This is a genomic window from Flavimobilis soli, assembly GCF_002564025.1.
In the GTDB taxonomy this organism is placed as follows: domain Bacteria; phylum Actinomycetota; class Actinomycetes; order Actinomycetales; family Cellulomonadaceae; genus Flavimobilis; species Flavimobilis soli.
In genome coordinates this window covers 766574-792715 of the sequence record NZ_PDJH01000001.1, presented here as the reverse complement: position 1 = coordinate 792715, position 26142 = coordinate 766574, and the positions used below count along the sequence as shown (strand labels likewise).

The 26142-nt window shown below is 70.4% G+C and carries 24 protein-coding genes and 2 tRNA genes; 10 read left to right on the top strand and 16 right to left on the bottom strand.

The window, feature by feature from the left end:
• Positions 1-6: 6 nt before the first annotated feature.
• Entirely contained in the window at positions 7-1347 is a 1341-nt protein-coding gene (locus ATL41_RS03625) for a GNAT family N-acetyltransferase (RefSeq protein ID WP_098457254.1), read from the bottom strand.
• A 77-nt stretch (positions 1348-1424) separates the two neighbouring features.
• On the opposite strand from ATL41_RS03625, the gene ATL41_RS03620 reads away from it, so the two are divergent.
• Together ATL41_RS03620 and ATL41_RS03615 are read left to right on the top strand one after the other, a co-directional pair.
• On the top strand, positions 1425-1733 hold the full coding sequence (locus ATL41_RS03620) for an MGMT family protein (RefSeq protein WP_098457253.1): 309 nt from the start codon (positions 1425-1427) through the stop codon (positions 1731-1733).
• Between the two features lie 442 nt (positions 1734-2175).
• On the top strand, positions 2176-4290 hold the full coding sequence (locus ATL41_RS03615) for a nuclease-related domain-containing DEAD/DEAH box helicase (protein WP_098457252.1): 2115 nt from the start codon (positions 2176-2178) through the stop codon (positions 4288-4290).
• A 32-nt stretch (positions 4291-4322) separates the two neighbouring features.
• Here ATL41_RS03615 and ATL41_RS03610 read toward each other — a convergent pair whose 3' ends face one another.
• A complete protein-coding gene (locus tag ATL41_RS03610) occupies positions 4323-4643 on the bottom strand; it encodes a hypothetical protein (protein ID WP_098457251.1) in 321 nt (106 codons plus the stop codon).
• Positions 4644-4665: 22 nt separating this feature from the next.
• Entirely contained in the window at positions 4666-5082 is a 417-nt protein-coding gene (locus ATL41_RS03605; protein ID WP_143556559.1) for a hypothetical protein, read from the bottom strand.
• A gap of 103 nt (positions 5083-5185) precedes the next feature.
• Between ATL41_RS03605 and ATL41_RS03600 the strand changes: the two genes are divergently transcribed.
• Positions 5186-5923, top strand: a complete 738-nt coding sequence (locus ATL41_RS03600; RefSeq protein ID WP_143556558.1) for a hypothetical protein — start codon at positions 5186-5188, stop codon at positions 5921-5923.
• 17 nt (positions 5924-5940) lie between these two features.
• Here ATL41_RS03600 and ATL41_RS03595 read toward each other — a convergent pair whose 3' ends face one another.
• The 6 genes from ATL41_RS03595 to ATL41_RS03570 all read right to left on the bottom strand — a co-directional run bounded on the left by ATL41_RS03595 (position 5941) and on the right by ATL41_RS03570 (position 10650).
• On the bottom strand, positions 5941-7002 hold the full coding sequence (locus ATL41_RS03595; RefSeq protein WP_098457248.1) for an LLM class F420-dependent oxidoreductase: 1062 nt from the start codon (positions 7000-7002) through the stop codon (positions 5941-5943).
• A 142-nt stretch (positions 7003-7144) separates the two neighbouring features.
• On the bottom strand, positions 7145-8137 hold the full coding sequence (locus ATL41_RS03590) for an SdpI family protein (RefSeq protein ID WP_098457247.1): 993 nt from the start codon (positions 8135-8137) through the stop codon (positions 7145-7147).
• A complete protein-coding gene (locus tag ATL41_RS03585; RefSeq protein WP_098457246.1) occupies positions 8134-8487 on the bottom strand; it encodes a GntR family transcriptional regulator in 354 nt (117 codons plus the stop codon). Before ATL41_RS03585 ends, ATL41_RS03590 begins: the two co-directional genes overlap by 4 nt.
• 59 nt (positions 8488-8546) lie before the next feature.
• Positions 8547-9236: a serine O-acetyltransferase EpsC gene (gene epsC / locus ATL41_RS03580; protein ID WP_281253885.1), complete on the bottom strand. Its 690-nt coding sequence runs from the start codon at positions 9234-9236 to the stop codon at positions 8547-8549.
• Positions 9233-10168, bottom strand: a complete 936-nt coding sequence (gene cysK, locus ATL41_RS03575) for a cysteine synthase A (protein ID WP_098457244.1) — start codon at positions 10166-10168, stop codon at positions 9233-9235. Before cysK ends, epsC begins: the two co-directional genes overlap by 4 nt.
• 408 nt (positions 10169-10576) lie before the next feature.
• A tRNA-Gly gene (locus ATL41_RS03570) sits at positions 10577-10650 on the bottom strand.
• Positions 10651-10799: 149 nt separating this feature from the next.
• Between ATL41_RS03570 and ATL41_RS03565 the strand changes: the two genes are divergently transcribed.
• Positions 10800-10876: transfer RNA gene (locus tag ATL41_RS03565), tRNA-Pro, on the top strand.
• A gap of 620 nt (positions 10877-11496) precedes the next feature.
• On the opposite strand, the gene ATL41_RS03560 is transcribed toward ATL41_RS03565, so the two are convergent.
• Both ATL41_RS03560 and ATL41_RS13005 read right to left on the bottom strand, forming a co-directional pair.
• Positions 11497-11832 (bottom strand): hypothetical protein, encoded by a 336-nt coding sequence (locus tag ATL41_RS03560; RefSeq protein WP_098457243.1) that lies wholly within the window; start codon positions 11830-11832, stop codon positions 11497-11499.
• Positions 11798-12085 carry a hypothetical protein gene (locus ATL41_RS13005; RefSeq protein ID WP_143556557.1) on the bottom strand — a complete coding sequence of 96 codons (288 nt, stop codon included), beginning with the start codon at positions 12083-12085 and terminating at the stop codon, positions 11798-11800. The genes ATL41_RS03560 and ATL41_RS13005 overlap by 35 nt, the downstream gene beginning before the upstream one ends.
• Positions 12086-12813: 728 nt before the next feature.
• On the opposite strand from ATL41_RS13005, the gene tig reads away from it, so the two are divergent.
• The 6 genes from tig (at position 12814) to ATL41_RS03530 (ending at position 18752) form a co-directional block, all read left to right on the top strand.
• On the top strand, positions 12814-14169 hold the full coding sequence (gene tig / locus ATL41_RS03555; protein ID WP_098457242.1) for a trigger factor: 1356 nt from the start codon (positions 12814-12816) through the stop codon (positions 14167-14169).
• A gap of 177 nt (positions 14170-14346) precedes the next feature.
• Entirely contained in the window at positions 14347-14976 is a 630-nt protein-coding gene (locus ATL41_RS03550; RefSeq protein WP_098457241.1) for an ATP-dependent Clp protease proteolytic subunit, read from the top strand.
• A gap of 46 nt (positions 14977-15022) precedes the next feature.
• Positions 15023-15733 carry an ATP-dependent Clp protease proteolytic subunit gene (locus ATL41_RS03545; RefSeq protein WP_098457240.1) on the top strand — a complete coding sequence of 237 codons (711 nt, stop codon included), beginning with the start codon at positions 15023-15025 and terminating at the stop codon, positions 15731-15733.
• A gap of 104 nt (positions 15734-15837) precedes the next feature.
• Positions 15838-17109, top strand: coding sequence for an ATP-dependent Clp protease ATP-binding subunit ClpX (gene clpX / locus ATL41_RS03540; protein WP_098457239.1), 1272 nt, complete (start codon positions 15838-15840; stop codon positions 17107-17109).
• On the top strand, positions 17109-17444 hold the full coding sequence (locus ATL41_RS03535; protein ID WP_098457238.1) for a chorismate mutase: 336 nt from the start codon (positions 17109-17111) through the stop codon (positions 17442-17444). Before clpX ends, ATL41_RS03535 begins: the two co-directional genes overlap by 1 nt.
• 117 nt (positions 17445-17561) lie before the next feature.
• The gene (locus ATL41_RS03530) at positions 17562-18752 is read left to right on the top strand and encodes a baeRF2 domain-containing protein (protein WP_098457237.1); all 1191 of its coding nucleotides are present in this window, start codon (positions 17562-17564) and stop codon (positions 18750-18752) included.
• A gap of 112 nt (positions 18753-18864) precedes the next feature.
• Here the strand turns inward: ATL41_RS03530 and ATL41_RS03525 are convergent, their stop codons facing one another.
• The 5 genes from ATL41_RS03525 to valS form a co-directional block, all read right to left on the bottom strand.
• Positions 18865-19638 carry an amino acid ABC transporter ATP-binding protein gene (locus tag ATL41_RS03525; protein ID WP_098457236.1) on the bottom strand — a complete coding sequence of 258 codons (774 nt, stop codon included), beginning with the start codon at positions 19636-19638 and terminating at the stop codon, positions 18865-18867.
• Entirely contained in the window at positions 19635-20474 is an 840-nt protein-coding gene (locus ATL41_RS03520; RefSeq protein ID WP_098457235.1) for an amino acid ABC transporter permease, read from the bottom strand. The genes ATL41_RS03525 and ATL41_RS03520 overlap by 4 nt, the downstream gene beginning before the upstream one ends.
• A gap of 7 nt (positions 20475-20481) precedes the next feature.
• A complete protein-coding gene (locus ATL41_RS03515) occupies positions 20482-21282 on the bottom strand; it encodes a transporter substrate-binding domain-containing protein (protein ID WP_098457234.1) in 801 nt (266 codons plus the stop codon).
• A gap of 121 nt (positions 21283-21403) precedes the next feature.
• A complete protein-coding gene (locus ATL41_RS03510) occupies positions 21404-23200 on the bottom strand; it encodes an AMP-dependent synthetase/ligase (RefSeq protein WP_098457233.1) in 1797 nt (598 codons plus the stop codon).
• A gap of 114 nt (positions 23201-23314) precedes the next feature.
• Entirely contained in the window at positions 23315-26029 is a 2715-nt protein-coding gene (valS, locus tag ATL41_RS03505) for a valine--tRNA ligase (RefSeq protein WP_098457232.1), read from the bottom strand.
• Positions 26030-26142: the final 113 nt, after the last annotated feature.

The following is a 26142-nucleotide window of genomic DNA, read 5'->3' as shown; positions in this document are numbered from 1 at the left end:
CCTGCGCTAGAACACCCAGGGGCACACGGGCGCGACGGGCCACGCGAACGCCGCCGACGCCGTCGCGAGCGCACCCGGCGTGTGCTCGACGACGTGCCCGCCGAGCGCGAGCTGCGCGAGCGTCACACCGCCCAGGTAGGCCGAGCCGAGGGTGCGGACGTCGAGCGACAGGTCGGGCGACGCATCCGTGCGCGCCGCGGTCGCGGGCTCGAACGCGCCCGCGGTGACGCGGTACGCACCCGTGTTCTCGGGCAGCACCGCGTCCTGCACGTGCAGCACGACGTCGAGCGGCGCGGCGTAGCGCCGCTGCGCGAGGGCAGCGGCCGGGTCGACGACGCGCACCCACAGGTTGTCTGCGCGTCGCGCCTGCGCGGTTCGTGGGTCGACGAGCAGCTCGAGCAGCACGTCGTCCTCGGGGAGGAACGCCGCCTGCGTCTCGGCCATGAGGTCGAGGTCGAGCAGCGTCGTCCACAGGACGCGCGCCGAGCCGGGGTCGGTCACGACCGCCTCCGAGACGTGCACGACGCCGCGCGGACCGGCCACCTCCCAGCGCGACTCGCGGCGCATGATCGCGAACGCGCGGGGCTCGCCGTCCCGCTCGACGATGACGATGCGGTTGGACTCCTTGCCCTCGCGGAACGCGACCGGGTCCGAGAGCCGCCGACGGCCGGTCAGCGCGTCGTACCGCACCGAGCCGGGACGGTTGAGCAGGGCCTCGTGCGGTGCGTCCACACCGAGCGGGCGGCGGCTCGCCTCGGTCGACACGGCGTCGATCAGTGCGCCGTGGCGCTCGAACGACAGCTCCTCGATGCGCACGGTGCACGACGCGGCGCCGTCGTCCGTGAGCGCGGGCCGCAGGGCCGCCCCGCGCGGCACGGTGACGCGCAGGTCGTTCGCCGCGAGACCGTAGCCGAAGCGGCCGTAGATCGTCGCCTCCGCGGCGAACAGGGCTGAGACGGCCTCGCCGCGCTCGCGGCACGCCGCGAAGTGGTGGTCGATCATGGCGCGCAGGATGCCGCGGCGGCGGTGTTGCGGGTGGACGATCACCCATGTGAGGCCCCCCACCGCGATCTCGGCGCCGGGCACCGGGAACTGCGCGAACGGGCGCGAGCCGTGCATCGCGACGAGCTCCGAGCGGACCGGGCGGGCTCCGTCGATCGGGACCGCGTCCGGGTCGGCGGTGTCGGTCACGACGCCGACGTACCGGTCCCAGTGCAGCTCGAGGCCGATCTCGGCGAGCGTCTCGAGGTCCGTGCCGGTCGGGAAGCCCCACGAGTCGAGCGAGAGGACCTCGCGCTGGTCCTCGGGGCCGAGCGGACGCGTGCGGTAACCAGCAGGGAAGCTCATGCCTCCACTCTGGCAGCGGCCCCGGCGCCACGACCAGGGCATCTCCCGTGTCGCACCAGAGCATTAACGTGGCGCGGGTGGACGACGAGTACGTGGAGGCGGTGCTCGACGTCGTCGAGCAGATCCCGCCAGGGCGGGTGATGACGTACGGCGACGTCGCCGAGGTCGTGGGCGCGCGCCTCGAGCGCGGTGGCCCGCGTCAGGTGGGTGCCGCGCTCCGCGTGGCCGGGGCGGCGGTGCCGTGGTGGCGCGTCGTCAACGCCGCGGGTGAGCCGCCCGCGCACCACCGGCTCGCTGCGCTCGCGGAGCTCCGCGCGGAGGCCTGCCCGCTGACCGACGACGGACGCGTCCGCCTCTCGGCAGCCCGGCTGCAGAAAAAGACGTGACGCCTGCGGGGCGGGCACGGGAACATTCTCGGGACGCCCGCTGTTGTGGGAGTCAGCAGGCCACGAGAGCTCATGCGCGCAGAGATGCAGCGCGAGCGCGCAGGCGCCGGGAACGATCCGGCGCCGCGACGGCCGGCTCGCGTCGGTCTCCCGTCCGTGTCGCACGGGGGACGACGACGCATCGGCGTGAGGTTGCCCGGGTCCGTTGGCCCGGACCAGCCCACGACCGAGGGCACCACGGTGACGGCCCCGAACAGCTCGGGGCGGTTCAACGACCGGGACGATGACAACCGCCGGTCCGGGCACCGTGGCGCGGCACCTACCACCGTCGGGAGCCTCGGTCATGAGACCGGGGCTCCCGGCGTTCTGTCCGGTACGACCGGGCCCCGCTCAACTTTCACCAGCGTTCTGCCGATGACATGTCGGGGGAGGGCAGACACCGATGGTGGCAGGCAGCTCGGCTGAGGCTGAGGCTCAGAGACAGCTCGCGCTCGCAGCCGCGCACGAACGTGCGGCAGCCGAGGCGAGGGTCCATGCAGCGAACTACGGGGCGGCAGCGACGACGGAGATGGCGACGGCGCGTGCACTGGCCCCCTTGAGCGCGGCGGGCTACCACCTTCTTGCCGACCGGCAGTGGCCTGGGAGCCGCCGGGCGCAGGTGGACATGGTCGTCATCGGCCCGTCTGGCGTCTACATCGTCGACACGAAGTCGTGGGCCGAGGTCTCGATCGAGGGCGGCCGCATCTTCCGTGGGCAGCTGGACGCTACGGACGACGTCCTCACGCTCGCAGACCTCGCCTACAAGGCGGAGGGCGTCTTCGCAGAGATCGGACTGCCTCCGGGGGAGGTGAGGCCGGTAGTCGTGCTCGCCGGCCGACGGGGCGTGCGCGAGAGCATCGGTCCGGTCGAGATCGTCGGTGAGAGGGACGTCCTCCGGCACATCGCGTCGCGCGGCATGCGACTGACCCAGTCGCAGGTCGACACCGTGCTGGCCGCCGCGCTCACCAGCTTCCCGGTCGTCGGGGCCCCGGCCCCGGTCAACGTCTCGGTGCCCGAGCCGGTGCTCGCCGCGCCGCGGGCGCCTGTGCAGGACGAGCTGATCTCGACGAGCGAGGTCGAGGCAGCGCTGCTCGAGGGCCTGCTCGCAGCACCGGTCGAGGAGTGGATGACCTTCCTGCACCCGTCGCAAGCGAAGCTGGTACGGCGTTCGTTCAACGGTCCCTCCCGGATCCGCGGGGCCGCCGGTACGGGCAAGACCGTCGTCGGCCTGCATCGCGCTGCCTACCTCGCGCGTGCCCGGGCGGGCAAGGTTCTCGTGACGACGTTCGTGCGGACGCTTCCCGATGTACTGAGCGGGCTCATGCGCCGGATGGCGCCTGACGTAGCGGACCGGGTGGAGTTCACCGGCGTGCACAGTCTCGCGAAGCGTGTGCTCGACGAGCGAGGCATCGACACCGTCGTCGAGCCCAGGAAGGCCGACAACGCGTGGGCGTGGGCGTGGAACGAGGCCGGACGCGGCACCGCCCTCGCGGCTGGCAAGGCTCCCGAGTCCTACTGGAAGGAGGAGGTGCTCCAGGTCATCAAGGCACGGGGCATCACCAGATTCGAGCAGTACGCGGACCTGGCGCGCACAGGGAGGCAGTACCCGCTGACGGTCGACCTGCGCAGATCGGTATGGGACCTTCACCTGGCGTACTCGTCACGTCTCGCCGCGGCGGGCATCCACGACTTCCAGGACTTGATCCTCCTCGCCTGCCGGGAGCTGGAGCGGGAGCCGCTCGAGGGCTATGTCTCGGTCATCGTGGACGAGGCGCAGGACCTCTCGGCGTCTGCCGTTCGCATGCTGCACACGCTCGTCGGGGATGCCCCCGACGGCCTGACGTTGATCGGCGACGGTCAGCAGTCCATCTATCCCGGCGGGTACACGCTCTCCGAGCTCGGCATATCGGTCGCGGGTCGCGGCGTGGTGATGGACGTGAACTACCGCAACACGGTGGAGATCCTCGAGTTCGCCCGCCGGATGGTCGACGGCGACGAGATCGCTGATCTCGAGGCGCCCGCCGGTGCGTCGGTGCTCCGGACAGGCGACGTCGCGGGGACAGTGGTCAGGAAGGGAGTCGCCCCAACGGTGGTGAGCTTTGCCAGCGAGCGCGCACGCCTAGAGGCCGTGGTCGAACGGGTGAACCAGGTCGCGACGGATGTCGAGGTCGCGCTGGGCGACATCGCCGTGCTGTGCGTCGGCCGCCGCGCGTGCTCAGCCGTGCACGCGGCGCTGGCACGAGGGGGCGTGAAGACGGTCGATCTGCAGAGCTATCGAGGTGAGGTGTCCGACGCGGTGAAGGTCGGCACGATCAAGCGAGCGAAGGGGCTCGAGTTCAAGCACGTGCTGCTGGCAGACGTACGCGGCGAGTGGCTCGCCGAGACGCCCGTCGGTTCGGGCGGCCGCACGGGCGCGACTGACGATGCGGCCGCGGCCGAGACTCGCACGCTGCTGAGGCGCGAGCTCTATGTCGCCATGACCCGGGCCAGGGACGGGCTCTGGGTCGCCGTCGTGTGAGGGCGCCACAGAGTCAGGCGACGGGGGCGCGCTCAGCGACGTACGACCGCGCGGTCGGCGAGGAGGTGTGATGCCGCCCCTGCAGCCGCGGCGACGGTGAGGACCGACGGCCAGGCGCCGATCTTCTTGGCGAGCGGGTGCGAGAGCCCGAACGCCGCGACGTAGGTCGCGGCGAGGGCGGCCGTCTGCGGGATGCCCGCGCGCACCCAGGTGCGGCCGGCGGCGACGCCCGCTGCTGCGAGCGCGACGCCGCCGAGAGCGCGGACGCCCGTCGCACGCGCGACGGCGTAGCCACCGACGAGGCCGGCGGCGGTGAGGACGGACGACGGGACGGGAGGCGTCTGATCGGTCATGCTGCGAGCGTATCCGCCGCGCTCAGGACGTGAAGGTCGAGGCTGCGGGGAACTCCGCGAACGACGCGTCGTCGTCGAGCGGGGCGAGCTCGAGGTAGCTGAACCGGTCGTCGTCGACGAACAGGAGCAGCAGGGCACCCGCGGCGGACGCCTCGAGCACGACGCGATCGCCGCCGTCCGGCGTCGTGCCGGCCTCGTCCGTGAGAACGATCGAAGGGCAAGTGCCGCACCGGCAGCGCGCTCCTGCGCGCACCGACGGGACCTGATCGAGCCAACGCCGTCGGTCCTCCGCCGTGACTGCGGCACCGTCCGGCGGCGTCCCGCGCTCGACGAGCGCGACGAGCGCCTCGCGCTCGCGGACCGTGAGTGGGCGCGGGATAGCGCGGGGAACACGGTCGTGGACATCAACCATGAAGTCGAGCGTAGGGGGCTTTGGCACTGACCGGGCTCGTTCGTGCCCACACCGCTAGTCGAGCATGTGCCCGTCCACAGCAAAGGGAGGACGCCCTCGTACTCCGCTGGGAACCGCCTACGGTCCACCCATGACTGCCGATGACGCCTCGCTCGACGAGATCGGTACGCCTCTCGTGCCGCCGCCCGTGCCGCCGCCTCCGCTCCCGGCGCCTCCCTCGGCGTCGTCCTCCATGCAGCGGGCTCGAAGCCCGCAGTGCACATGGGGAGTCCAGGGCTCGGTGCCCAAGAGGACGCGCCGCCGCCGCGTGCTCGCATGGGCTGCTGCTGTGCTGGGAGTGCTCGTTGGTGGAGTCTTCGCACTGGGGAACGTCCTTCAGCTCAAGGACGCCACGATCGTGGCCGCCGGACGTGCGATCACCCGCGCTGAGCAGAAGGAACGAGCTCTCGGGGTCATTGAGGACTACGTCGCTGCAGTCGCCGCGGACGACTCGGAGAAGCTCTGCTCGCTCGTGGACTCGTCCATTCACCGGGCGCGCGGCGACCACCCCTACTTCTGTGCGGAGCGGTACGACGCGTTCGGCTTTCGTGATGACGAGAGGGAGGCGGCTCGCGCGGGCTTCGACCCGGACGCCGTCGACGTTGTTCTCGACGACGATCTGCCCGGTTTCGCCTGCCTCTCGATCCCAGGCACCGCTTGGTACGACCGGAGCGCGTTGGCATACGACGGATCATTCGACGTCTGTGTCTTCGAGGAGCGTGGTCGCTGGTTCATGGAGACGGTCAACGAGGACGCACCGATGGACTTGGAGCTGTTCGCAGCGGGGATCATGGTGGAACGACTGCAGCTGGAACCCGGGTCGGGCTGAGCTGTCCGCGGTCCCGCTCAGCCGAGCAGGCCCGGCGCCGACGCGAGGGCGCGCAGGGTCTGCTCGTCCGCCTGGAACAGCATCGTGGTGACGGCCGTCGACTCCCAGGCGGCCATGCCTGCCACGACCTGCGTGAGCGTGCCGACGAGCGCGACGTCGCGCACCAGCTCGAGGGGTATCGCGGCAGCGGCTTCGGCTCGTCGCCCGTCGAGGTAGAGCCGCTGGACGTCGTCGCACACCTCGCGGTAGCCGAGCCGCGCGACGGCCTCGAGGTGGAAGTTGGCGCCCTTGGCGCCCATCCCGCCGATGTACAGCGCGAGGAACGGCCGGACCTGGTCGGCGGCCTCCTCGACGTCGTCGCGGATGACGATCGGGACGGTCGCGCACACCTCGAAGTCCTCGCGCGGCGAGCGCGCCCCTGAACGACGCGCGAGGCCCTCCTCGAGCGGGGCGCGCAGCTCGTCGTCGAGCCGGGGCGCGTAGAACAGCGGGAGCCAGCCGTCCGCGATCTCGCCCGCGAGGGCGACGTTCTTCGGCCCCTCGGCGGCGAGGTGGATCGGGATCTCCGGGCGCAGCGGGCGCACGGTCGAGTGCAGCGCGCGCCCGAGCCCGGTGGGCGCGTAGGGCCCTGCGTCCGGGCCGGGAGCGGGGAGGGGGAGCTGGAAGAACGTGCCGTCGTACTGGACGCGCTCGCGGGCGACCACCTGCCGCACGATGTCGACGAACTCGCGGGTGCGTGCGAGCGGACGGCGGAACGGCTGGCCGTACCAGCCCTCGACGACCTGTGGCCCGGACGCGCCGAGGCCGAGGACCATGCGACCACCTGACAGGTGGTCGAGCGTGAGCGCGGCCATCGCGGTCGCGGTGGGGGTGCGGGCGTACATCTGCGCGACGGCGGTGCCGAGCCGGACGCGGGAGGTCGAGGCGCCCCACCAGGAGAGGGGGGTGAAGGCGTCGGAGCCGTACGCCTCGGCGGTCCAGACGGAGTCGAGGCCGAGCTTGTCGGCCATCTGGACGGCCTCGGCGACGCCGGGTGGGGGACCGGCGGACCAGTAGCCGGTGTGCAGTCCGAAGCGCATGCGGGCTCCTCGTGGTCGCGGCCGGTCGTCGTCGTCCGGCACTGAGTGATACCCAGAGTCTCAGATACCTGCGCGGGATGCCAGGGGGATCGCACGCCGGGAGCCCGGGCGGCGTGCCCGGGCTCCCGGCGTGCGTGCCGGGTCAGCGTGCGCGGTCCGCCATCGTGTTGAGCAGCGCGGCCGCAGTCTCGGCGTCGTCCACGGTGACCACGAGGCGCTTGCCGCCGGAGTGGACGACCTCGATGCCCTCGCCCTTGCGCATGACGATGCCGATCGTGCCGCCGACCCCGGTGCGCCAGCCCCACCCGCCGAACTCGTGGAGCGGGTGCACCTGTCGGGCCTCGGCTCCCTCGACGCTCGTCGCGGGGACGTGGATGCGTGGCCAGCCGACGGCGGAGCGCACGTCGAGCCCTCGTGCGTCGACGCGGACGGTCCAGACGAGCATCGTCACGCCGAGCGCAGCCAGGGCGGCTGGGATCGTCAGCATCCACCACTGTGCGGTGAGGATGGCCATGGGTCCGGTCAGGACGGTCGTGACGACCATGATCCATGCCCCTGAACGGCCGGTCACCTGGCGGATCCACACCGCGCGCTCCCCCTCGGGAAGAGGGAGGCGTGGCGCGGTCGCGGGGACGGGGGCGGTCGCAGCCTGCACGACGTCGCCGGGCACGAGGAGCCAGGCGACGAGCACACCGATCGCGATCGCCGCGATCAGGGAGACGCCGAGGGCGAACCCGACGTCACCGGCCTGTGCGGCGTCCTCGAGCCCGCGCTGCTCGGCGAGAGTGAGGAGCTGGATCCCGCCGAGGAACACGGCCGTGCCGACGGAGACGCCTGCGGCGAGGCGTCGGGTCGAGGACGCCTGGCCCCAGAAGTGGCCGATCGCCCAGAACGTCAGCGCGAGGGCGACGAGGGTGCCGCCGAGCGTCGCGACGGAGCCGACGACCGAGGAGAAGCCGTCGGGCCCGTCGGTGCCCCAGTGGGTGGCGACCTGCTCGGGAAGGTCGTCGCGCCACGAGAGCGCGACCACCGTGGTGACGGTCTGGAGCATGAGCGGCACGGCGACGGTGAGGAGCGCGTTGCGGCCGCGGTGGGGGACGGCTGCCTTCGCCTGGGTGGTGCGTGCGGTCGTCATCGCAGGGCCTCCTTGAGCAGGGCGGTGGTGGTCTCGGCTGTGACGCCGGCCTCGCGGCTGCGTTGCACGACAACGGCGATCGCCTGACGTAGTGCTGTTAGGTCGGGTGCGGGGGCGTCGGCAACGACCGCTCCGCGGCCGCGGCGCAGGTCGACCACCCCTTCGTCGCGCAGCTCCTGGTAGGCGCGCAGGACGGTGTGGACGTTGAGGTCGAGCGACTCGGCCAGGGCGCGTGCGGCGGGGAGCCGCTCACCGGGCGCGAGCTCGCCTGCTGCGACCGCGAGGCGCACCTGGGTCGCGATCTGGGCGAAGAGCGGCTCGGGGGCGCTCGGGTCGATCCGGAAGATCATGCGACAACCCTACTTGTTCTAAGCCAACTAGAACAAGCAGGGTTGTTGTGGGACGCGTCTCAGATCATGTACTCGATCAGCGCGGGGTCCTCGAGCGGCGTGACGGCACGCTCCTCACGCTCGACCGCCGTCGTCTGCCGCACCTTCGCGGGGACACCGACCGCGACAGCCCCGGCCGGGACGTCCTTGACGACGACCGCGTTCGCGCCGATCTGCGCGTCGTCACCGATCCAGACGGGCCCGAGGATCTTCGCGCCCGCGCCGACCACGACACGGTCGCCGACCGTGGGGTGGCGCTTGCCGTGCGTCATCGAGCGGCCCCCGAGCGTCACGGAGTGGAACAGCACGACGTCGTCGCCCACGACCGCCGTCTGCCCGATCACGACGCCCATGCCGTGATCGATGAACAGGCGCCGACCGATCGTCGCGCCCGGATGGATCTCGACGCCCGTCGCCGCACGCGTCGCCTGCGAGATCAGGCGCGCGGGCAGGCGCAGCACGGGTACGCGCCACATGCGGTGGGTCAACCGGTGTGCCCACAGCGCGTGCAGGCCCGGGTAGGCGAGAGCGACCTCGATGCGGGTGCGCGCGGCCGGGTCCCGCGAGATCGCGGCCTCGAGGTCCTCGCGAAGGATCTGGCGGGCGCGCTGCCAGGCGGTCATGGTGCTCCTCGGTGGGCGACGGAGAGTGCTGGGGAGAACGGTTGTGGCCGCCCGCCAGAGCGGGCGGCCACAAGCGCGGGATGTCAGTCGAGCAGGTCCGCGTAGAGGATCGTCGACAGGTAGCGCTCACCGAACGACGGCACGACGACGACGATCAGCTTGCCCTTGTTCTCGGGACGCTTGCCGATCTCGAGAGCAGCGTGGATCGCGGCACCCGAGGAGATACCCACGAGCAGGCCGTCCTCCTTCGCTGCGCGGCGTGCCACCGCGACGGCCGTCTCGGCGTCGACGTCGAACACCTCGTCGTAGACGGCCGTGTCGAGGATCTCGGGGACGAAGTTCGCGCCGAGGCCCTGGATCTTGTGCGGGCCCGGCTGGCCGCCGTTGAGGATCGGCGACTCGGCCGGCTCGACCGCGACGATCTTGACGTCAGGCTTGCGCTCCTTGAGCACCTGGCCCACACCGGTGATGGTGCCACCCGTGCCGATCCCGGCGACGAGGATGTCGATCTGGCCGTCCGTGTCCGCCCAGATCTCCTCGGCGGTCGTGCGGCGGTGGACGTCCGGGTTCGCCGCGTTGGCGAACTGGCGGGCGAGGACGGCCCCCGGACGCTCGGCGGCGATCTCGTTGGCCTTGTTGACGGCGCCCTTCATGCCCTCGGAGCCGGGCGTGAGGATGAGCTCGGCGCCGTACGCGCGCAGGAGTGCGCGGCGCTCCTTCGACATGGTCTCGGGCATCGTCAGCACGACGTTGTATCCGCGAGCCGCGCCGACCATCGCGAGGGCGATGCCGGTGTTGCCCGACGTCGCCTCGACGATCGTGCCGCCCGGGGGCAGCTCGCCGGACTTCTCGGCCGCGTCGATGATCGCGACACCGATGCGGTCCTTGACCGAGTTGGCGGGGTTGTAGAACTCGAGCTTCGCGACGACGGTCGCCTCGACGCCCTCGGCGATGCGGTTGAGCTTGACGAGGGGGGTGTTGCCGACGAGGTCCGAGACGTTCTCGTAGATGCGTGCCATGACTTCCTCTTCAGGTAGTCCCGCGGTGCGGGGAGGGGGCCGACGGTGCGGCAGGGAGGTGAGGGTGCTGCGAGGTGCGGCGACGTTTCGCCAGGGGTGGCCTATGCCAGGGGAGAGCGCTGGGTGCGGTGAGCGGACCGCGGGACGCCCCGCGGTGCGCGAGGCCGAGGTGGGGCCAGCGCTCTACAGACAGCAACAGGGGGCTGCGCAGCGACACGGCTGGCAGCACAGGACGGGAGCGGCGGCGCACATGTGCACGATGAGCCTCCCAGGTCCCGAGGGGCAGCGCCGCGGTGGGCGTGCCTGCTGTTCTCGCACGCCAGACGGCGCGCACGTAAGGAACGTTAGCCGTGGTGAGGGGGCTGAAGCAACGCCGTGTCAGCCAGTGGGCGGCGGGAGAGGCCGCGGTGGAGCGGATGACGGGAATCGAACCCGCGTAATCAGTTTGGAAGACTGAGGCTCTACCATTGAGCTACATCCGCGTGCTGCACCCAGAGCGAGCGCCAGCCCGGATACCTTAGCAAAGATCGCACGCCCTCCCGGCCGCCGCCGCGCGCCCGTGGGCGGGCCCGACGCCGCCGGCGACGAGGCCCTACACTCGTCCGGGAGCACCCCGTTCGACGGGGTACCCCGGGGTGTGGCGCAGGTTGGTAGCGCGTCCGGTTTGGGACCGGAAGGTCGCAGGTTCAAATCCTGTCACCCCGACCAAGAGTTGCTGACGCATCTTTGCGGATCTTGTGACAGAACCTCTCGTGAGAGGCCCCTTGGGGGGCGGGCGCGAGGTTTCGTCGTTCTGGCGGTGGGTGGGGGACGTCGGCCCCGAGATTGTGAGCGTTCCGCCGAATCGGGACGGGCGACCGCCAGAGCTACATGTCATCCTGCCGCCCCCCAGTTCCTGGTTCCGCGCCCTCCGCGCGCCATGCCCAGGAGAATCGCGGACTGTGTGTCGCTCGCACCAGGAGAATGCAGACGCCAAAGGTGGGGATCATCGCGACCTCGAGCGGCAGGAGGTCCTGCACGCCGAGCACGGCCAGCCCGGCTGAAAGGAGAAGCGCGACCGCACAGCTGCCCAACGCGACCGCGGGCCTGAGTGCATGGCGCGTAGGAGCTTCTACTTGCATCGGGAGTCCTTGTAGACGCTGGATGTCCACAGGGCCCCTCTCTAGTCGATGGAGCGACCCCTTGGTCGTTACGGGCGATCTCGACCGTGACGTGGAACATAGCGATCACGTGTGATGGTCGCAAGCGATCTCCGGAGGCGCTTGAGCTGACGCTGGCTAATTCGACCGGCTACGTGGAGAGACGGCGGCGCCTCACCGGTGCGACGCTCACCCGGCGAGGAAGTGCTCTCGGATCGCTGACAGGTCCGAGGCGGTCACGCTGCGCCGCTCGATCGTCCTCACCGGGTTGCTCTCGCCGCGGCGGAACAAGTGGGCGCGCTGCGAGTCGATGAGCATGCCCGGGACCTCGAGGTGGCGCATGTACCGCGTCAGCTCTCGCGCCCGGGCCGACGTGTCCCACGACCGGGCTGGGGCGACCTTCAGCTTCGTCTCGACGACTCCGAGCCGCTGCCCGTCACGCACGAGCTCCCAGTCCGGGATACCGACGTCCTTGTGGCGCTGCTGCCGTTCAGCCTTGTAGCCCTCGACGCCGTCGAAGACCATGCGTAGCAACGGGGGCGACGATGAACTCCTCAACGGCCCACTGCTCGAGTGTCATGGTCGAGGGCTCTGGGCGTCCCGGGTCACCCACAGGCACCTGCACCACCTGCTCCCACGAGTCAGATGCCGCGTCGCCGGCCCGTTGCTTCATGAGCGCACGGATCTTCGCCACCGTGTCCGGCGTCAAGTACGTGCGCGGCTTGCCGCGCAGGATGAGTCCTCCGCCACGCAGGTCGTCGAGCTTCTTGAACCTCACAGGCGGAAAGTCGAGTGGGGACCAGCCACTGGTTGGACGCAACCTCACGTTCTGCGTCGATGGCCGCGGTGCGGTCCCGAAACGGCTCACCGGTGACCCGCGCGACGAACCGCACCGCCTTGTGCGGCGCCATCATGTACAGGAACGGGACATCCCGGGGACGCGCCTGCGACGGACCCGTCCATGTGCCTCCCGCCCGCGATCGACCGAACACACGCCAGGTGCGCCGCGGCGCTGGTGGTTCCTTGTCGCCCACGATCAACCACGCGTTGACCGGTTCGGTCTTCGCCGCGGTCGAGTCATCGAGCCAGGCCATCGTCGCTCTCCTTGTCATCGGTGCCGGCCCACGGCCGCCTACCGATCAATCGGCACCTTGTGTTCCGTTCCCGAGCGAAGAAGAGCGCGGTCTGTAGAGTGCCGCCCGCGTGTACGTGCAACCAGCTCCCTGAGACCTTCCGAGAGCCGGCAGGCGAGATCCCGGGCAGAGGCGACCGTGTGGCAGGTGGCCGATGCCCTTGCCACGGCGGGTCGCCGACGTGTGTGACAGCGGTGCGCTTTCGCTGCGAGGCGCGCGTCGGGCTGGCGGAGGTTCCTCGACGCTGCAGGCGCGTGACGAGGAGGCCGCTCAGGTCCCGTACGCGGATGCGCGCCGATGCCGTAGGATCGTCTGGTTACCCGCGCGCCGGTGCGTCTGCCCGGTCGGCCCCCGATCATCTGGAGATCAGCAAGTGAAGAGCGCCGTCGAGAACCTGGAGCCCACCAAGGTCAAGCTGACCGTGGAGGTGGCGTACGACGAGCTCAAGCCGAGCATCGACCACGCCTACGAGCACATCGCCAAGGACGTCACGGTCCCCGGCTTCCGCAAGGGCAAGGTCCCCGCACGCATCATCGACCAGCGCTTCGGTCGTGGCGCGGTCCTCGAGCACGCCATCAACGAGGGCCTCCCGGGCTTCTACTCCGACGCCATCCGCGAGCACGAGCTCCGCCCGCTCGCGCAGCCGACCGTCGAGGTCACGAAGGTTCCGGACCCGTCCGAGACCGACGGTGAGCTGCACTTCACCGCCGAGGTCGAGGTCCGCCCGACGATCGAGATCCCCGAGCTGTCGTCGCTGAACATCACGGTCGACGACGTCGAGGTCACCGACGAGGACGTCACCGAGCGTCGTGACGCTCTGCGCGAGCGCTTCGGCTCCCTCGTGGGCGTCGACCGCCCCGCGCAGGACGGCGACTTCGTCGTCATCGACATGTCCGCCAAGATCGACGACGAGGAGATCGACTCGATCTCCGGCACGTCGTACCAGATCGGCTCGGGCACCATGCTCGACGGCCTCGACGAGGCGCTCATCGGCCTCTCGGCCGGCGAGTCGACCACCTTCACCTCCGCCCTCGCCGGCGGCGAGCACGAGGGCAAGGAGGCGACCATCTCGGTCACCGCCACCTCGGTGAAGACCCGCGAGCTGCCCGCGGCTGACGACGAGTTCGCCCAGCTGGCCTCCGAGTTCGACACGATCGCCGAGCTCGACGAGGACCTGCGCAAGCAGGTCGCGTCCATGAAGACGTCCAACCAGGCCGTGCAGGCCCGCGACGCGCTCCTCGAGGCCCTCAAGGCCGCCGTCGAGATCCCGGTCCCGTCCGGCGTCGTCGAGGCCGAGGTCCACCGCCACCTCGAGTCCGAGGGTCGTCTCGAGGACGACGAGCACCGTGCCGAGGTCACCACCGAGGCCACGACCGCGATCACGAACCAGATCCTGCTCGACACCCTCGCCGAGAGCCTCGACGTCAAGGTCGCGCAGGGCGAGCTCCTCGAGTACCTGCTCGGTGCTGCGCGCCAGTACGGCATGGACCCGAACGAGTTCATCAAGCAGATCGACGGCTCCGGCCAGATCCCGCAGATCGTCGGAGAGGTCGCCCGCTCGAAGGCCCTCGCCGTCGCGCTGCGCCAGATCGAGGTCAAGGACGCGTCGGGCAACGTCGTCGACCTGTCCGAGTTCATCGGCTCCGACGAGGACGACGCCGCCGTCTCGGCCGTCGAGGAGGCCGCTGAGGCTGCCGCCGAGGAGTCCGAGGAGTCCGAGGAGGCCTGAGCCTCCCCGCTCCCGCACGAGCACCGCGAAGGCCGCGCCCCGACGGGCGCGGCCTTCGCGCTACCCGGACCGTCCCGGCAGAGCATGTGCGCCCAAAGCGAAAAGGGCCCTCCAGCGGGCAGGGACGACGGTGCTCCCGCGTTAGGGTCGTCGAAGGTGAAACCCATACATAGGGAGATGAGCGTGAACGAGCAGATGCCGGTGGCAGCCCGCGGTGACGTGGCAGGCCTGGGCCTGAACGACTCCATCTACAACAGGCTCCTCAAGGAGCGCATCATCTGGCTCGGCTCGGAGGTGCGCGACGAGAACGCCAACGCGATCTGCGCGCAGATGATGCTGCTCGCCGCGGAGGACCCCGACAAGGACATCTTCCTGTACATCAACTCGCCCGGTGGCTCGATCACCGCAGGCATGGCGATCTACGACACGATGCAGTTCATCCAGCCCGACGTCGCGACCGTCGCCATGGGCATGGCCGCGTCGATGGGGCAGTTCCTGCTCTCCTCCGGCGCCAAGGGCAAGCGCTTCGCGACGCCGCACGCACGCGTCATGATGCACCAGCCCTCCGGCGGCATCGGCGGCACCGCGACCGACGTGCGCATCAACGCGGAGCTGATCCTCCACATGAAGCGCGTCCTCGCCGAGCTCATCGCCGAGCAGACCGGCAAGAGCGTCGAGCAGATCAACCAGGACTCCGACCGCGACCGCTGGTTCACCGCAGCCGAGGCCCTCGAGTACGGCTTCATCGACCACGTCGTCACCCACGCCGGTTCCGTCCCTGGCGGCGGCGGCACGGCGAACGCCTGACGCGTCCGCCCCCCACCCCAGGTCACCGAGCTTCCAGGAGAAACCAGTGAGCATCGAGTCCCAGTACATCTCCACCGCCCAGCGGCTGGCCGGCCCCTACGGCGCCGCCCTCGCCGGAGGCATGGCCCCCGCAGGCCCGTCCAACCGGTACGTGCTCCCCAGCTTCGAGGAGCGCACCCCCTACGGCTTCAAGCGTCAGGACCCTTACGCGAAGCTGTTCGAGGACCGCATCATCTTCCTCGGCGTCCAGGTCGACGACGCGTCCGCTGACGACGTCATGGCCCAGCTCCTCGTCCTCGAGAGCCAGGACCCCGACCGTGACATCAACATGTACATCAACTCGCCCGGCGGCTCGTTCACCGCGATGACGGCGATCTACGACACGATGCAGTACATCAAGTCGCAGGTGCAGACGGTGTGCCTCGGCCAGGCGGCCTCCGCCGCGGCCGTGCTCCTCGCCGCCGGCCAGCCGGGCAAGCGCCTCGCCCTGCCGAACGCGCGCGTGCTGATCCACCAGCCCGCGATGGAGGGTGGCGGCTACGCCCAGGCCTCGGACATCGAGATCCACGCGAACGAGCTCATCCGCATGCGCGAGTGGCTCGAGGACACGCTCGCCCTGCACACGGGCAACCCCGTTGAGCAGGTCCGCCAGGACATCGAGCGCGACAAGATCCTCTCGGCCCAGCAGGCCGCCGACTACGGCATCGTCGACCAGGTGATGCAGAGCCGCAAGGCTCCGGCCCTGCCGAAGGCCTGACACCTCCGCCGGAGCGTCGCACCTGACATCGGCGCTCCGGTGGTGTGCAATGGACTAGACAGTCGTCTCTCGCACGGAGCGACGGCGCTGGAAGGGGTAACGCTTTGGCACGCATCGGAGACGGCGCCGACCTGCTCAAGTGTTCCTTCTGCGGGAAGTCGCAGAAGCAGGTCAAGAAGCTCATCGCCGGACCGGGCGTCTACATCTGCGACGAGTGCATCGAGCTGTGCAACGAGATCATCGAGGAGGAGCTCACCGAGTCCGTCGAGACAGGACTCGCCGAGCTGCCCAAGCCCCGCACGATCTTCGACTTCCTCAGCCAGTACATCGTCGGGCAGGACGCCGCCAAGCGTGCCCTCGCCGTCGCCGTGTACAACCACTACAAGCGGATCCAGGCTGGCCTGACCGGCAAGCCCACGGCGGACGACGACGACCAGGTCGAGATCGCCAAGTCGAACATCCTGCTCATCGGCCCCACCGGGACCGGCAAGACCTACCTCGCGCAGACGCTCGCGAAGATGCTCAACGTCCCGTTCGCGATCGCCGACGCGACCGCGCTCACCGAGGCCGGCTACGTCGGCGAGGACGTCGAGAACATCCTCCTGAAGCTCATCCAGGCGGCCGACTTCGACGTCAAGAAGGCCGAGACGGGCATCATCTACATCGACGAGGTCGACAAGATCGCCCGGAAGTCCGAGAACCCGTCGATCACCCGCGACGTCTCCGGCGAGGGTGTGCAGCAGGCGCTGCTGAAGATCATCGAGGGAACCGTCGCCTCGGTGCCGCCGCAGGGTGGTCGCAAGCACCCGCACCAGGAGTTCATCCAGATCGACACGTCGAACGTCCTGTTCATCGTGGCGGGAGCGTTCGCGGGCCTCGAGGAGATCATCGCGCAGCGCGTCCGCAAGCGCGGCGTCGGCTTCGGCGCTCCGATGGACTCCGACGAGGAAGGTGACCTCTTCGGTGAGGTCCGGCCCGAGGATCTCGTGAAGTTCGGCCTCATCCCCGAGTTCATCGGTCGTCTGCCCGTCGTCACGTCCGTGTCGAAGCTCGACGAGGACGCCCTCGTCAGCATCCTCACGCAGCCGCGCAACGCGCTCGTCAAGCAGTACCGGCGCATGTTCGAGATCGACGGCGTCGAGCTCGAGCTCACCGAGGACGCGCTCGTGACGATCGCCGCCAAGGCGCTCGAGCGCAAGACCGGCGCCCGCGGCCTGCGCGCGATCCTCGAGGAGACCCTCCAGCCGATCATGTTCGACATCCCCAGCCGCGAGGACATCGACCGCGTGATCGTCGACCGGGACGTGGTGCTCGGCGAGGGCGAGCCCACGCTCGTCATGCGTGCCGACGACGTGCACCGCGAGAAGAGCGCCTGATGGGGGAGACCACCCCCGAGCTGCCCCAGGAGATCGTCCGGCTGCGCCACTCGATCGACAACATCGACGGCGCACTCATGTACCTGCTCGCCGAGCGCTTCAAGTGCACCCAGCGCGTCGGCGAGCTCAAGGCACAAGGCGGGCTGCCGCCCGAGGACCTCGCCAGGGAGACGCAACAGATCGAGCGGCTCGCCCAGATCGCGGCGAGCGCCGGCCTCGACCCCGTCTTCGCCGAGCGTTTCCGCACGTTCATCGTCACCGAGGTCAAGCGCCGCCACCAGCTCATCGCCGACGAGCAGGGCGGAGAGGCGCCCGTCCTCGACATCTACTCCTAGAAGACACCCGCACCGAGCCCGCTTCCCTCGCCCGAGGGTGGCGGGCTTCGTCGTTCCGTCAGAGAGTAGAGGGACGGCTGGCCACCCCGGGCCGGCCACGGCGAAACGAGGGTCGCGATGAAGCTTGACTGGATCCGTCCGCTGCTGGGCCGCAAGGCCCCGTTCACCACCGTCTCGATCGACGTGACGCGAGAGGGTGGCCGAGCCGACCGGGAGGTGGAGGAGCGATGGCGCTCCCTGCACCGGACGCTCGAAGAAGCAGGAACGCCCACGTCGCTCCTCAGCGAGCTCGACGAGGCGCTCGGACGCCCCGTTCGCCGTCCCGGAGCCCGAGGCCGCGTCATCGTCGCCACCGATGACGAGGGCATCCTCGTCGACCGTCTCGTCCGCGTCGCCCCGGTCACCTCGACGGCGACGCGCGGCTCCGTCCCCGAGCTGCTGCTCGCCTCCCTGTACGGCGACGAGAACGTCGACCACGTCGTCGTGCTCGTGGACCGCAGCGGTGCCGACATCGTGCGGCAAGGCTGGGGCGCCGCCGACGTCGCTTGGCACGCGACCGTCGAGGGCGGCCACGACGAGATCGAGAACGTCCGTGCCGGCGGCACGTCCGAGGGCCGTATCGAGAACCGTGCGATCGACTCGTGGGAGCGCAACGCCGAGGAGGTCGCGGCCGCGCTCGACGGGCTTGTCGCGCGCGACGCTCCCGAGGCGATCGTCCTGTCGGGCGACAAGCGGGCCGTGAGCCTGGTCGAGGCAGCGCTCGGGCAGCGCGCGAAGGCCCTCGCCGTCGTCGTGCAGGGCGGCAGCCGCGGGCCGGGCGCGAAGGAGAGCGCGTTCCAGCAGCAGGTCGAGGAAGCGCTCGAGGCCTGCCGCGCCAAGCGACGCGAGCGTGTGCTCGAGAAGTTCGAGGAGCACCACGGCAAGGGCGGCCGCGCCGTGTCGTCCCTCGCCGACGTCGTCGACGTGCTGCGCAAGGGCCAGGTCGAAGAGCTGGTCGTCTCCGCGGAGGTCGCGCAGCAGACGGTCGTCACGGGCAGCGTCTGGGTCGGCGACGACCCGTTCGAGATCGCCGTGTCCCGCGCCGAGCTCGAAGACCTGGGCGTCGAGAACCTGCGCGAGCTGCCCGCGTCCGTGGCGCTGCTGCGCAGCGCGATCGCCCAGGACGCAGGCCTCACGTTCGCTCCCGCGGAGCGGTCACCCCGCGAGGGCGTGGGCGCGCTGCTGCGGTGGCACGACGCGACGACCCCGCGTGAAGGGCTCACAAGCCTGTCGCGGCCGACGGCGCCCAAGGCGACCGTCAACGCCTGAGTCGGCGCGTCAGGCGCCGGAGAGCGCGAGGGGCGCGGTGCTGGTGCACCGCGCCCCTCGCGTCGTCAGGATCCCGGGCTGTCCGACTCGAGCGAGCGGCGCGACGGCATCGTCAGTCCTCGTCGCCCGGGTGGGCCCGGGTCGGGTCGAGGACCCGCTCGAGGAAGAGCCGCGTGCGCGGCTCCTGCGGGTTGCCGATCACCTCGGCGGGCGGGCCCTGCTCGACGATGACGCCGCCGTCGATGAAGACGACGCGGTCGGCGACCTCGCGGGCGAACGCCATCTCGTGCGTGACGACCATCATCGTCATACCGCCCTCGGCGAGCTCGCGCATGACGGCGAGCACGTCGCCGACGAGCTCGGGGTCGAGGGCTGACGTCGGCTCGTCGAACAGCATGAGCTGCGGGTCCATGCTGAGCGCACGGGCGATCGCGACGCGCTGCTGCTGGCCGCCGGAGAGCTGCGCGGGGTGCGCGGCGCCCCGGTCGCCCAGGCCGACGCGCTCGAGGTTCTGCAGAGCGATGCGCTCCGCCTCCTCCTTCGAGCGCTTCAGGACCTTGCGCTGTGCGATCGTGCAGTTCTCGAGCACTGTCAGGTGTGCGAAAAGGTTGAAGCCCTGGAACACCATGCCGACGTGCGTGCGCACGACGTCGATGTCGACGTCCGGGTCGGTGATCTCCGTGTCGAGGACGACGATCGATCCCGAGGTGGCCGTCTCGAGCTGGTTGACGCAGCGCAGCAGCGTCGACTTTCCCGAGCCGGACGGCCCGATGACGCACACGACCTCGCCCTGCTCGACGGTCAGGTCGACGCCCGTGAGCACCTCGCGGGGCCCGTAGGACTTGTGCAGGTCGCTGATCTGCACGACCGGCGTCGTGGCGTTCATGCGCGGCTCCTAGCGCCCTTGGCCTCGAGCTTCCGCGCGAGGTATCCCAGCGGGATGGTGATGATGAGGTAGCAGAAGCCCACGACGAAGAGCGCCGTCATGCCGCCGCCTGCCGGGCTCGACAGGGCGTTGGACCCGATCTTCGTGAGCTCGAAGTCGGCTGCTGTGAGGCCGAGTCCGAACACGAGGGCCGTGTCCTTGGTCAGGAGGATGACCTCGTTGGTCATCGGCGGCAGGACGATGCGGAAGGCCTGCGGGATCACGATCGTCACCATCGTGCGCGTGTGGGACATGCCGAGCGATCGCGCCGCCTCGATCTGACCCTTGGGGACGGCCTGCAGACCTGCACGGAGCGTCTCCGCGATGTACGCGGCCGACACCATGCCTAGCCCGATCGCGACCTTGGTGACGACCGAGTCGAACTGGACACCGAACGCGTAGGGCACGCCGAACCCGACGGTGAGGACGAACAGCAGTGCGGGGATGCCCCGGAAGAACTCGACGTAGGCGGTCGCGATCGCGCGGTAGAGCCCCACGGACGACAGCCGCATGAGTGCGAGCAGCGTGCCGAGCGCGATACCCACCGCGAACGCGGCGATCGTGTACGTGACCGTGTTGAGGAACGCCTTGGGCAGCTGCGGCAGGACGGCGCGCGCGGCGTCAGGGTTGAAGATGTTGGTACCGACGTTGTCCCAGTCGATCGCCAGGGCGGCGGCGCCCAGGACGATGACGAGCACCGCATACTGGACGACACGAGAGATCAGCGCTCGGCGGCGCGGACTCAGCCGCGCCCGGGCCGGGGCGGTCCGGGCGGCGGCGGGAGCCGGTGACGTCATGGTGTGCTCAGTCCTCGGCCGGGGCGAAGCCGAAGCGGTCGGTGTGGATCGTGGTCCACGTGCCGTCCGACTTCACGCGGGCGAGTGTCGCGTTGACCTTCTCCAGGAGGGCGGTGTTGCCCTTCTTCACGGCGATGCCGTACACGTCGTCGGTCGGGAGCGTCGCCACGATCGCGAGTTCGTCGCTCTCGTACGTGCCGAGGACCGCGTAGTCGTTGATGACCGCGTCGACCTGGCCGGTCTTCAGGGCCTGGATCTGGAGCCCGAGGTCGTCGAACTGGACACCCGTGAGGCCCTTGTCGGCCACCCAGGTGTCGCCGACCGTGGCCTTCTGGACGCCGATCTTCTTGCCCTCGAGGTCCGCCTCGGACGCGATGTCCGAGCCTGCCTTGACGAGCAGACCCAGGTCGGCGGCGAAGTACGGCTCCGAGAAGTCGATGTTGGCCTTGCGTCCCTCGGTGATCGACATGCCGGTCGCGACGACGTCGCACTGGCTGGTGTTCAGGGCGGCGCCGGACTCCATCGCGTCGAAGCCGGTGGTGATGACCTGCTGCTCGACGCCGAGGTCCTTCGCGATCTCCGCAGTGAGGTCCATGTCGAGGCCGACGATCTTGTCGCCCTCGATGAACTCGAACGGCTCGAACGGCGGGTTGGTGCACACCGTGAGGACGTCGCCCTTGACGAGCGCGATGGCGGGAGCGCCCGACGCGTCGGTCGCGGGGGTGGTCGGAGACTCGGTCGAGGAGCAGCCGGTGAGCATGAGGGCGCCGACGGCGAGGGCGGGGACGAGGTGCTTGAGGGAGGTCATGAGCGTCCTGACGTCTGATCGTGAATGATTATTCCGAGCACATCATACATATACAACCGAGACGTGAGACATGGTCCTGAGTATGTGTGTGAGGCGATCCACATGTGGTACCCCCGCGGCGTCACCCGTAGATCGCGTCCACCTGGTCCGCGAAGTCCTTGAGCACGAGCGACCGCTTCACCTTGAGCGACGGCGTCAGATAGCCGTTCTCCTCGGTGAAGTCCGTCGTCAGGACCCTCACCTTGCGGATGGACTCGGCTCGAGAGACAGCCTTGTTCGCCCGCTCCGCCGCACGGTGCAGCGCGGCGAGCACCTCCGGGTGCTCGGCCGCCTCGGGGACCGACATGCCTGGTAGCCCGTGCGACGCGAGCCAGCCCGGCAGCATCTCGGCGTCGAGCGTCACGAGCGCCGCGATGAACGGGCGCTGGTCGCCGACGACGACGCACTGGCTCACGAGCGGGTGACCGCGGAAGCGGTCCTCGAGCACCGCCGGGGCGACGTTCTTCCCGCCCGCGGTGATGATGATCTCCTTCTTGCGGCCCGTGATCTGCAGGAACCCGTCGTCGTCGATCGTGCCGAGGTCGCCCGTGCGGAACCAGCCGTCCGTGAACGCCTCCGCCGTCGCCTCGGGGTTGTTGCGATAGCCCCGGAAGACGTGCGGTCCCTTGACGAGGACCTCGCCGTCGTCGTCGATCCGCAGGCTCGTCCCCGCGAAGGGCGCGCCCACGGTGCCGACCTTGAGCTTGTCGGGGCGGTTGACCGCCGTGGGCGCCGTCGTCTCGGTGAGCCCGTAGCCCTCGAGGATCGTCAGGCCGATGCCGCGGTAGAAATGCCCGAGACGCTCGCCGAGCGGCGCGCCGCCCGAGATCGCGTACTTCGCCTGGCCGCCGAGGGCGGCACGGAGCTTCGAGAACAGCAGCGCGCTCGCGAGCCGGTGCTGCGCCTTGAGCGCGAGCGAAGGGCCCTGCGGGGTGTCCCACGCGCGCGACGTCTGGATCGCGACCTTCGCCGCCCAGCGGAACAGCTTGAGCGGCGCGCCCGAGCCGGCCTTCTGCTCCGACGCGTTGTAGACCTTCTCGAACACGCGCGGCACCGCGAGCAGGTAGGTCGGCTTGAACGTGCTCAGGTCAGGCAGCAGGTTGCGCGTGTCAGGCGTGTGGCCGAGCACCGAGCCCGACGAGATCGCGACGATCTGGATGTACCGCGCGAAGACGTGCGCGAGCGGCAGGAACAGCAGCGTGCGCGAGCCCGGGACGGTGCACACCTGGGGGAGCGAGCGGATGCCGTTGCGCGCGAGGTACGCGAAGCTCCAGTGCGTGATCTCGGCACCCTTCGGGCGGCCGGTCGTCCCCGACGTGTAGATGATCGTCGCGAGGTCGTCCCCGCGGACCGCCTCGGTCCGCTCCGCGACGACCGCGTCGTCGACCTCCGCGCCGGCACGGCGCAGCTCCTCGATCGCGTCGTTCTCGATGACGAGGACCTCACGCAGGTCGGGCAGGTCGGTGCGCGCCTCGTCGACGAGGGACGCGTGCGCGGACGATTCGACGACGGCGAGGCTCACCCCGGCGTCGGAGCAGATCCAGCGCACCTGGTCCGCGGAGCTCGTCTCGTAGACCGGCACGGGCACCGCGCCGGCGGACCAGCAGGCAAAGTCGAGCAGCGTCCACTCGTAGCGTGTGCGCGACATGATCGCGACGCGGTCGCCCGGCTGGACGCCCTTGGCGACGAGGCCCTTCGCCACCTCGACGACCTCGTCGGCGAAGCGCTGCGCGGTGACCGGGAACCAGCCCCCGGCTAGCCCTGCCTTGCGCTCGATCAGCACCCCGCCCGGGTTCGCGGCGACGCGCAGGGCGAGGATCGTGCAGAGCGACGAACCCTCGGGCACGTCGACGAGGTCGGGAGAGGAGGTCTCACGCATGAGGGGCCTTTCGTTGAGTCCCTGAGGCGTCGGGCGAGGCGTCGTGCGGTGGCGCCACCGGCGTCCGGGTGGCGGGGGCGCGCAGGCGCCCCCGCCCGGTGGGTGGTGTGCTGCTCAGCCGCGCGGCTTGCGCGCCTCGGCCTCGCCGAGCTCCGAGCGGACGACGACGAGCCCGCCTTGGACGTTCGGGTCGCCCTGACCCTCGGCTGCCTCGACGAGCTGCAGCTCGCCCGTGACGCGCCCGGCGCCACGGATGTCGGTGACGGCCGCCTCGACCGCCGCGATCGCCGCGGCGGGCACGGCGAGCTCCGCGAGGAGGATCGGCGTGCGCATCGAGACCTTCGCCTCGGACTTGATCTTGCGCAGCGCGGCGAGAGCGTTGCCCGCAGCCGTCAGGTCATCGAAGCGAGCGTCACCCGCAGCGACGCGCAGGCCGCCCGAGACGGGCCACGGGGCGCGGTGCACCGAACCGGTGCGCCACCACGACCAGACCTCCTCGGTCGCGAACGGCAGCACCGGCGCGAACAGGCGCAGCAGCGTGTCGAGCGCGAGGGCGAGCGCTACGCGCGCCGACTGCGTCTCGACCGACACGTCGTCGCTGCCGCCGCCGTAGGCACGGTCCTTGACGAGCTCGAGGTAGTCGTCGCAGAACGTCCAGAAGAACGTCTCCGAGATCTCGAGGGCACGCGTGTGGTCGTACGCCTCGAGCGCTTCCGTCGCGGCATCGACGACGTCGGCCAGGCCGGCGAGCATCGCGCGGTCGAGCGGCACGGTCACGAGGCTCGGGTCGAGGCGGACCTCGCCCTCGCCCGCGAAGGACAGCGCGAACTTCGACGCGTTGAGGATCTTGATCGCGAGGCGGCGGCCGATCTTCATCTGGCCGACCTCGAACGCCGCGTCGGTGCCGAGGCGCGCCGAGGCGGCCCAGTAGCGCACGGCGTCAGAGCCGTGCTCCTCGAGCAGGCCCATCGGCGTGACGACGTTGCCCTTGGACTTCGACATCTTCTTGCGGTCCGGGTCGAGGATCCACCCGGAGATCGCGGCGTCGGTCCACGGCAGCGAGCCGTGCTCGAGGTGCGATCGCACGACGGTCGAGAACAGCCAGGTGCGGATGATGTCCTGGCCCTGCGGGCGCAGGTTCATCGGGAAGACGCGCTTGAACAGGTCCGGGTCGTCGAGCCAGCCACCGGCGATCTGCGGGGTGAGCGAGCTCGTGGCCCAGGTGTCCATGATGTCGGGGTCGCCCACGAAGCCGCCGGCCTGGCCGCGCTGGTCGGCGGTGTAGCCCGGCGGGACGTCGGAGGACGGGTCGATCGGCAGGCTCGCCTCGTCGGGGACGATCGGGGAGTCCCACACGGGCTCGCCCTCGGCGTCGACGGGGTACCAGACGGGGATCGGCACGCCGAAGAAGCGCTGGCGCGAGATGAGCCAGTCGCCGTTGAGGCCGCCGACCCAGTTCGAGTAGCGAACCGCCATGAACTCGGGGTGGAACTTGAGCTCCTCGCCGCGCGCGAGCAGCGCCGCGTTGAGGTCGGCGTCGCGGCCGCCGTTGCGGATGTACCACTGGCGGCTCGTGACGATCTCGAGCGGCTTGTCGCCCTTCTCGAAGAAGTTGGTCTTGCGCTGCGTGGGGACCGGGTCGCCAGCGAGGTCGCCGGACTCCTTGAGCCCCTCGACGATCGCCGCGCGCGCGGAGAACGTCGTCTTGCCGGCGATCTCCTCGAAGAGCGCGACGCCGCGCTCGGACGTGATCCACGCCGGCACCTCGCGCGTGATGCGGCCGTCGCGGCCCAGGATCGAGCGGGTCGGCAGCTGCAGCTCGCGCCACCACTGGACGTCGGTCAGGTCGCCGAAGGTGCAGCACATCGCGATGCCCGCGCCCTTGTCGGGCTCGGCCGCGGGGTGCGCGAGGACCGGCACCTCGACGTCGAAGAGCGGGGACGTCACGGTCGTGCCGAACAGGTGCTTGTAGCGCTCGTCGTCGGGGTGCGCGATGAGCGCGACGCACGCCGGGAGGAGCTCGGGGCGCGTCGTCTCGATCTGGACGGCGGTGCCGTCGGGCGCGTGGAAGTCGACCTTGTGGAAGTGGCCCGGGTAGTCGCGCGCCTCGAGCTCGGCCTGGGCGACGGCGGTCTGGAACGTCACGTCCCACAGACCCGGAGCCTCGGCCTGGTAGGCCTCGCCGCGCGCGAGGTTGCGCAGGAACGCCGTCTGCGCGGTGGCCTGCGCCCGCTTGCCGATCGTCTGGTAGTGGTGCGACCAGTCGACCGAGAGGCCGAGGTGGCGCCACAGCGCCTCGAACTGCTTCTCGTCCTCGGCCGTCAGCCGCTCGCACAGCTCGACGAAGTTCTTGCGGCTGATCGGCTGCTGGTCGGCGGCCTTGACGCTCTTGCCCTCGGCACCCTCGAACGGCGGCACGAAGTTCTCGACGTAGGGCAGCGACGGGTCGCAGCGCACGCCGTAGTAGTTCTGCACGCGACGCTCGGTCGGCAGGCCGTTGTCGTCCCAGCCCATCGGGTAGAAGACGGACTTGCCGCGCATGCGCTGGAAGCGCGCGACGACGTCGGTGTGCGTGTAGGAGAACACGTGGCCGACGTGCAGCGATCCCGAGACGGTCGGCGGGGGGGTGTCGATCGAGTAGACGTCCGCGCGCTCGGCCGTACGGTCGAACGAGTAGGTGCCCTCGGCGGCCCAGCGCTCGTCGAGCTTCGCCTCGAGACCGTCGAGGCTGACCTTGTCGGGTACCTCGCCGACGGTGGCGGCGATGACGCCGTTCTGCATGCCCGTGGTGGGCGTCGACTCAGGTCCGGTGGTCTCGGGAGTGCTCATGAGAACCCATGATCCCAGATCCAGGGCCCTGGTAGGCAACTTCCGTGGTCGAGGGCGAGCCGGGCGGGCGCGAGCGCTTCCCCGGGGCGTCTGTCCGGGGCGACGGCTAGGCT

Bases quoted from the DNA above. Each gene is read 5' to 3' on its own strand.
- ATL41_RS03590 (WP_098457247.1), bottom strand. From the start codon at position 8,137: ATGACGACCGCACGCACCACCCAGGCGAAGGCAGCCGTCCCCCACCGC.
- ATL41_RS03615 (WP_098457252.1), top strand. From the start codon at position 2,176: ATGGTGGCAGGCAGCTCGGCTGAGGCTGAGGCTCAGAGACAGCTCGCG.
- ATL41_RS03595 (WP_098457248.1), bottom strand. From the start codon at position 7,002: ATGCGCTTCGGACTGCACACCGGCTACTGGTCCGCCGGTCCCCCACCC.
- ATL41_RS03550 (WP_098457241.1), top strand. From the start codon at position 14,347: ATGAGCGTGAACGAGCAGATGCCGGTGGCAGCCCGCGGTGACGTGGCA.
- ATL41_RS03530 (WP_098457237.1), top strand. From the start codon at position 17,562: ATGAAGCTTGACTGGATCCGTCCGCTGCTGGGCCGCAAGGCCCCGTTC.
- ATL41_RS03525 (WP_098457236.1), bottom strand. From the start codon at position 19,638: ATGAACGCCACGACGCCGGTCGTGCAGATCAGCGACCTGCACAAGTCC.
- ATL41_RS03510 (WP_098457233.1), bottom strand. From the start codon at position 23,200: ATGCGTGAGACCTCCTCTCCCGACCTCGTCGACGTGCCCGAGGGTTCG.
- ATL41_RS03535 (WP_098457238.1), top strand. From the start codon at position 17,109: ATGGGGGAGACCACCCCCGAGCTGCCCCAGGAGATCGTCCGGCTGCGC.
- ATL41_RS03610 (WP_098457251.1), bottom strand. From the start codon at position 4,643: ATGACCGATCAGACGCCTCCCGTCCCGTCGTCCGTCCTCACCGCCGCC.
- valS (WP_098457232.1), bottom strand. From the start codon at position 26,029: ATGAGCACTCCCGAGACCACCGGACCTGAGTCGACGCCCACCACGGGC.
- ATL41_RS03625 (WP_098457254.1), bottom strand. From the start codon at position 1,347: ATGAGCTTCCCTGCTGGTTACCGCACGCGTCCGCTCGGCCCCGAGGAC.
- ATL41_RS03600 (WP_143556558.1), top strand. From the start codon at position 5,186: ATGACTGCCGATGACGCCTCGCTCGACGAGATCGGTACGCCTCTCGTG.
- cysK (WP_098457244.1), bottom strand. From the start codon at position 10,168: ATGGCACGCATCTACGAGAACGTCTCGGACCTCGTCGGCAACACCCCC.
- ATL41_RS03515 (WP_098457234.1), bottom strand. From the start codon at position 21,282: ATGACCTCCCTCAAGCACCTCGTCCCCGCCCTCGCCGTCGGCGCCCTC.
- ATL41_RS03560 (WP_098457243.1), bottom strand. From the start codon at position 11,832: ATGGTCTTCGACGGCGTCGAGGGCTACAAGGCTGAACGGCAGCAGCGC.
- ATL41_RS03520 (WP_098457235.1), bottom strand. From the start codon at position 20,474: ATGACGTCACCGGCTCCCGCCGCCGCCCGGACCGCCCCGGCCCGGGCG.
- ATL41_RS03585 (WP_098457246.1), bottom strand. From the start codon at position 8,487: ATGATCTTCCGGATCGACCCGAGCGCCCCCGAGCCGCTCTTCGCCCAG.